Consider the following 6,198-nt stretch of genomic DNA (forward strand, 5'->3'; position numbering starts at 1 on the left):
GCTCCAGTTCGCGGAACGGGTCAGTGCGCATCAGCATCGCGAAACACCTCCATTGATCAGTTGGGTGCCAGTGCGCTTCACCTGAATCCGTTCTAACATGTCATCCATCCGATGACAAGCAGCCGAGTCACCCAAGGAGTGACATACGTGGGGAAGCGCCTCGAGACACCCGACACCGCCCCACCCGCCATCGCCGGACCGGCGTCCTTCCTCGCCGCCGCAGTGGCCCTCGCGGCCATCGACGACGCCGTCCACGCCGCCCGGACCACCCAGACCGCCGACACCGGGACAGACTCAGCCGGACCCGAACCCGCGCTCGCCGCCCTCGTCCTGTTGCGCGAGCTGCGCACCGAACTTGCCGGCTGGGAAGCCGGCCTGGTGGAGACCGCCCGCGCCGAAGGCGCCACCTGGGCCGACCTCGCCCACCCGATGGGAGTCGCCAGCCGCCAGGCAGCCGAGAACCGCTACCTGCGTCTGCGGCCCAGCGGCGGCGCCCGGCACCCCGCCGAGGAGACCGGTGCCGAGCGTGTCAAGGCCGTCCGCGACCGCCGCGCCGCCGACCGTGCCGTCACCGCCTGGGCCCGCGACCACGCCGCCGACCTGCGCATCCTCGCCGCCCGGATCACCGCCTCCGGCGACGTCGCAGCTGCCGGCACCCCCACCCTGACCGCCCTCACCGCCGCGCTGGGCACCGCAGACCCGGCCGACCTGATAGCCCCCCTCGCCGACATCCGCCCCCACCTCGGCACCGCCCACCCCGACCTCACCGCCCGCCTCGACGACCTCACCCACCAGACCGAACGACTCCGCCATGACAGCGACCAACAACGCGCCTGACCAGCCCGACCAGCCGACCGACGACCGCTGGCAGCACATCCTCGACCGGATCACCGCCCTCGAACGCCGCATCCACGAACTCAACGCCACCACCATCACCGCACTCGACACCCACCTCGCCCGACTCGAAGCCCTCCGCCACGACCTCGCCCACCACCCCTGGCCCCCCGACCCGGCCACGCACCCCGCCCCCCGGCGGACACCGCTCAACCCCGGCAGGGAACCGGAGCTGACGTCGGCATGACGCAAGGGCCGGAGCCGACGGGCCGGTCCAGCCGCGTCCGAGGGCCGCGGCTGGGCCGGCGGCCCAGGGCGTCAGAGTGGGCCGGGGGCACGCCCGTCAGGAGAGCCTCCGTCAGGACGGGAGGCCGTCGCGGTGGGGGCGCTGGTCCCAGCGGAGGTAGGTGAGGACGCCCCTCACGCGTGGGGTCGCGGCTGATGTGCGGCGGCTGCGACTGCTTGGCGGCGTCGTCAGGTTCGGTGGCGGCCTCGACCGGCGAGGGCAGGGGATCCGCCGGGGGGTACGGGAGACGTCCGTGTTGCCTCGCCAGAGTGCGCTCCGTCGCCTGTCGGCCGGGCCGAGCCGCCGTCGCTCGCCGTGGCCCGCCGGGCTGTCGCCGACGCGCTCACTCTCTTGGAGAGCTTCCTGTCCCGCGTCGTCGAAGCACAGCTCGCCGACGCCGCCCTGCCCTGGTTGTAGCGGCCGCCGTGGACGCCCTGCCGCGGACCACGGAACTCGAAGAGTCCCTCGCGTCGGCCGCACCACGCTGCTCGACCGGGATCGTGACGCCGGAGCCGTCCGCTCCGACCTCGCCGCCCGCGACGTGGTCCCGCTGATGTGCGGCATCGCCCATGCCGTGAACGTTCATGGCGGCGCACCCGGCGACCGGGCCTCAGGATAACGTCGAGTGCGACGCCGAGGACGTTGAGCGCCACGACTGCACACCTCGTGTCCAGCCAGGCGGGCCCAGGTCCTTGCGCTCCCCGACCCGGACGGAACCGTCCAGGTGTTCAGTTTCCCGATGTCGTTCGGGAATCACTCATCCGGGGGATCACGGCGTGGGCGAGCTGGTTGCGTGAGCGCAGGCCGAGTTTCCGGTAGACGCGGGTGAGGGTCGCTTCGACCGTCTTGACACTGACGGTGAGGGCGATGGCGACGTCGCGGTTGCTGGCGCCGGCGGCGGCGAGTTCGGCGCAGCGTTGTTCGGCGGCGGTGAGGGCGGGGTGGGTGCCTGTGTCGTTCGGGGAGTGGGGGTCGAGTCGGCGCAGGGTGTGCGCGGCGGCTTGGGCCCACGGGTGTGCGTGATGGGCGGTGAAGAGGTCGGCGGCGCTCTGCGCGGCGGTGCGGGCGCTGGCGCGGCGGCGTCCGCGTCGTTCGGTGTGGGCGAGTGCCAGCAGGGTTCGGCCGCGTTCGACGGGGTGGCCGGTGAGGCGGTCGGCAGCGTGGGAGAGGCGGCTGGCGGCGGTGTCATAGTCGCCGCGGGCGGCGTCCAGGAGGGCCTGGGCGCGTTCGAGCGGCGGGAGGACGGAGGTCCGGCGGAGGCCGGTTGCGGTGCGGCGGGTGTCGTCGAGCAGGACCTGGGCCCGGTCGTGGTGGCCGAGGACGATCAGGACCTCGGCGAGGTCGGGGTGCCAGCGCAGGAGGGATGGGTCGCGGACCTGCTGTTGCTCCTCCAGGGCGCGGACCTCTTCCAGGGCGCTCAGGGCTTCCTTGGGGTGGCCGGTGGTCAGGAGGAGGTGTCCGAGGGCGAAGAGGTTGCGGGAGAGGAAGACCCTGTTGTCCTCCTGCCGGGAGGTCTCGACACCACGGCGTGCGTGGGCGAGGGCGGTGTCGGTGTTTCCGGCGGTGCCTTCGACGAGGGCGGAGGTGTAGCAGGCGGGGGCGGGTGACAGGGCGGTGCGGTCGGTCAAAGTCTGGGCACGGTGGGCGTGGTCGAGAGCGCGGGTGCAGCGTCCGGCACGCAGTTCGGTCTCGGCCAGGCTGCGAAGGATGTCGACGGTGGCTTCGGCGTCCGCTGTCCGTTCGGCTTCGACGAGCAGGGGCAGCAGCAGGGCGCGGGCGCGGTCCGGGTGGTCGTCGAAGAGGGCGTGGCGAGCGCCGAGGTGCTGGGGTGTGCTGTTGACGGGGGTGCCTGGGCCGCGGGGAAGGGCCAGGGCGCGGGCGAGTGTGGTGTCGGATCCGGGGTGGCCGAGGATGCGTTGGGTGCGGGCCTGCATGGTGAGGGCCATGGCGGTGGCGGCGGTGTCGCCGGCTGTCTCGGCGAGGATGGCGGCCTGGGCGGCGAGGTCGCTCGCCCGGTGGGGGTCGCCTTCGTTGACGTTGGCCCAGACGGATCGGCGGATGAGGATCTGCGCGGTCAGGTCCGGGTGTCCGGCTGCTGCGTGGAGGGCTTCGGCAAACAGGTGGTCCGCGTCGTTCAGGTGCTGTCCGCTCGCGTCGATCAGGGCGATGAGGGTGTCGACGCGTTGGGCGGGGCTGGTGGCGTGGTGCAGGACGAGGCGCGCGGCGGTTCGGCCGCGGGGGAGGTCGCCGTAGTGCGCGGCGTCGCGGGCGGCGGTCAGGGCCCGCTCGTTGAGCAGGTCGATGTCCTGGGGTGGGGTGAGTTCCGCGGCGAGGAGAGAGAGTTCGGCGGCGAGGGCGTGCTCGCCACGCAGCCGGGCGTTCTCGGCGGCGCGGGCGGCGTGCTGGGCGGTCTGCGGGTCGGTTGCGTCGGCCGCCAGAGTGGTGTGCCGGTCGCGGCGGAGGCTGTCACGGCTGGCTTCGGCCAGGCGTGCGTGCAGGAGCCTGCGCGCGGTGTCGGTGAGTCGGGCGGTGAGTTCGGCGCCGATCGCGGAGGCGGTGAAGCGGATCTGCCGGTCGGGCTTGTCGGTGTCGAGGAGTCCGGCGGCCTCGGCCTCGGACAGGAGGGTTTCGGCTGCCGGGCCGGCGAGGCGGGCGAGGAGTTCGCGGTCGGGCCGGTCGTCGAGTGCGGCGAGGGTCAGCAGTTCCCGGACCTCTCCCGACACGGTGCCCAGCCACTCGCTCACGAGGTGGCGGGCTGCCGGCGGCAGGGCCGGGTCCTCCCCGGCCCGCCGGTCGGCGGCCGGGTCGGCGGCGTCGGCGAGGACCAGGGCCAGGGCGGGGTTCCCGCCGCTGCGGGTGTGGATCCGGGTGACCTCCTGGGAGGTGGGGCCGTGCGGCGCGAGCAGAGCCGCGACCTGGTGGGGCGCCAGTGACGGGATGCGGACCGCGTGCGTGTCCTCGCCGCTCCAGTGGCCCTCGGGGCCGGGGCTCCAGGTGCGTTCGGCGGCGATGACGGGCAGCCCGGGGGCCAGGCGCAGGGCCCAGCGCAGGACGGCCGCGCTGGCCTCGTCGAGCCACTGGGCGTTGTCCACCACCAGCGTCAGGGGCGGCGCGTCCCGCAGCAGGTCGGCGGTCAGCCGGCGCAGCCGTAGGGCGGGGCCGGTCCCGTTCGGCGAGCCGGAGGTGTCGGTGGCGTGGTCGATGGCTGCCGCGAGGTCTCGAGCCGAGGGCAGCGGCTGGAGGGCGAGGGCGAGTTCGAGCAGCCCGGTGTACGGGACGGGGGCGTCTTGCGGGCCCGGGGCCAGGCGCAGGGCTGGCAGGCCCAGCCTTCGTGCCAGGACGCCGGCCGCGGTGGTCTTGCCGATTCCGGGCGGCCCGAACAGCACCACCCGTCGGGTGCCAGGCATGTCACCCGGCACCACCGGCACGACGGCGCCGGCCGCGTCCTGAACATCGCTCAACCATGTTGCGGAGTCTTGCACCGGGCCATGGTGCGCCCTGAGGGCCGCTCCGGTCCAGGTCAAGGGGTTGCCCTGATTTCGGCCGGCTCCTGCCTTCCCTAGTCTCTGCCCACAGCCGAGCCAACTGCTGCCGAACGGCCCCCACCCCCCAGATGACGTCCTGCGGCCTTCTCCCCAACCCGGCTCGGCGGAAGGATTGCCATGTCCCGCAAGAACGCCCTCGCCGCGGCCGTCGCGGCGGCCCTCGCCCTTGGCACGGTGACCCTGGCGGCCACCCGGTCCACCGCAGCTGCCAGCACCTCCTCCTCCGCCCGACCCGGCGCCGGGTTCCGGGCGATGAGTGCCGACGCACGCGGCGCGGCGATGCGCACCGCCGACCGCGAGGCCGAGGCTCTGGCCAAGTCGCTCGGCTTCGGCACCGACGAGAAGCTGGTGGCCAAGGACGTGCTGGTGGACACCGACGGTGCCCGGCACGTGCGCTACGACCGCACCTACCGCGCACTGGCCGTCATCGGCGGCGACCTGGTCGTCCACTACGGCGCGAACGGCAGGCTCACGGGGGCCGACCAGGCTCACCGGGGTGCGCTCACGGTCGCCGGCACCACGCCGAAGCTGAGTGCGAGCGACGCCTCGGACGCGGCCGTGAAGCACGCCAAGCACGTCAAGAACGCCAGGACTGAAACCTCGGACGGCAGCACCTTGGTGGTGTACGCGGTCGGCAAGGTCCCGGTCCTCGCCTACCGCTCGACCGTCACCGGCGCGGGCGAGGCCGGACCGGCCTCGCGGGAGGCGGTGATCGTCGACGCGAGCAGCGGCGCGCCGCTCGACCAGTACGAGCTGCACCAGGGCGTCACCGGCACCGGCACCGGCATCACTGTCGGCCAGGTCTCCATCGAGACCACTCAGTCCGGCAGCTCCTACACCCTCACCGACGCGCTGCACGGCGGCACCGTCGTCTACGACTCCTACAACAGCTCGCAGTCGACCCCCAAGCAGAACGCGAAGGCCTTCACGAAGTCGACCAACACCTGGGGCAACGGCACCGCCTCCAGCCGGGAGAGCGCCGCCGTCGACGCGTCCTACGGCCTGGCCAAGACCTGGGACTTCTACAAGGAGGCCTTCAACCGCTCCGGCATCCGCAACGACGGCAAGGGCGCCCCCGCCTACGTGCACGTCGACACCAGCCTGCTGAACGCGTTCTACGACGACGACTGCTTCTGCATGTTCTTCGGCGACGGCTCCTCGCAGAACAGCAACACCCCCGTCACCTCGCTGGACGTGGCCGGCCACGAGATGAGCCACGGCGTCACCGCCGCCACCGCGAACCTGAACTACTCCGGAGAGTCCGGTGGCCTCAACGAGGCCACCTCCGACATCTTCGGCACCATGGTCGAGTTCTACGCCAACAACGCCGGCGACCCCGGCGACTACTACATCGGCGAGAAGCTCAACATGTCCGGCGGCTACATGCGCCGGATGGACAACCCCGCAGCCGACGGCAACTCCCTGTCCTGCTACAGCTCTAGCTGTACTGACCACGGAGGTTGGTGACGGGGTTCACGGCGGTGTGATCTTGAAATGAGTGAGGGCCTTCTGGCCAGGTGTGGATTGCGACAT

At 72.7% G+C, this 6,198-nt stretch carries 4 protein-coding genes; 3 read left to right on the plus strand and 1 reads right to left on the minus strand.

The window, feature by feature from the left end; translation table 11 throughout:
- Nucleotides 1-147 precede the first annotated feature (147 nt).
- Both ACGFX4_RS41200 and ACGFX4_RS41205 read left to right on the plus strand, forming a co-directional pair.
- Entirely contained in the window at nucleotides 148-837 is a 690-nt protein-coding gene (locus ACGFX4_RS41200; RefSeq protein ID WP_393086349.1) for a type III effector protein, read from the plus strand.
- Nucleotides 812-1,081 carry a hypothetical protein gene (locus tag ACGFX4_RS41205; protein WP_393086351.1) on the plus strand — a complete coding sequence of 90 codons (270 nt, stop codon included), beginning with the start codon at nucleotides 812-814 and terminating at the stop codon, nucleotides 1,079-1,081. The genes ACGFX4_RS41200 and ACGFX4_RS41205 overlap by 26 nt, the downstream gene beginning before the upstream one ends.
- A gap of 767 nt (nucleotides 1,082-1,848) precedes the next feature.
- Here the strand turns inward: ACGFX4_RS41205 and ACGFX4_RS41210 are convergent.
- Nucleotides 1,849-4,527, minus strand: coding sequence for an AAA family ATPase (locus ACGFX4_RS41210; RefSeq protein ID WP_393086353.1), 2,679 nt, complete (start codon nucleotides 4,525-4,527; stop codon nucleotides 1,849-1,851).
- Nucleotides 4,528-4,782: 255 nt separating this feature from the next.
- Here ACGFX4_RS41210 and ACGFX4_RS41215 point away from each other — a divergent pair, with 255 nt between their 5' ends.
- Entirely contained in the window at nucleotides 4,783-6,132 is a 1,350-nt protein-coding gene (locus ACGFX4_RS41215) for a M4 family metallopeptidase (protein WP_393086355.1), read from the plus strand.
- The last annotated feature ends 66 nt before the right edge of the window (nucleotides 6,133-6,198 follow it).

Source organism: Kitasatospora sp. NPDC048365 (genome assembly GCF_043200835.1).
GTDB classification, from domain to species: Bacteria; Actinomycetota; Actinomycetes; order Streptomycetales; family Streptomycetaceae; genus Kitasatospora; species Kitasatospora terrestris.

Bases quoted from the DNA above. Each gene is read 5' to 3' on its own strand.
- ACGFX4_RS41205 (WP_393086351.1), top strand. From the start codon at position 812: ATGACAGCGACCAACAACGCGCCTGACCAGCCCGACCAGCCGACCGAC.
- ACGFX4_RS41210 (WP_393086353.1), bottom strand. From the start codon at position 4,527: ATGCCTGGCACCCGACGGGTGGTGCTGTTCGGGCCGCCCGGAATCGGC.
- ACGFX4_RS41215 (WP_393086355.1), top strand. From the start codon at position 4,783: ATGTCCCGCAAGAACGCCCTCGCCGCGGCCGTCGCGGCGGCCCTCGCC.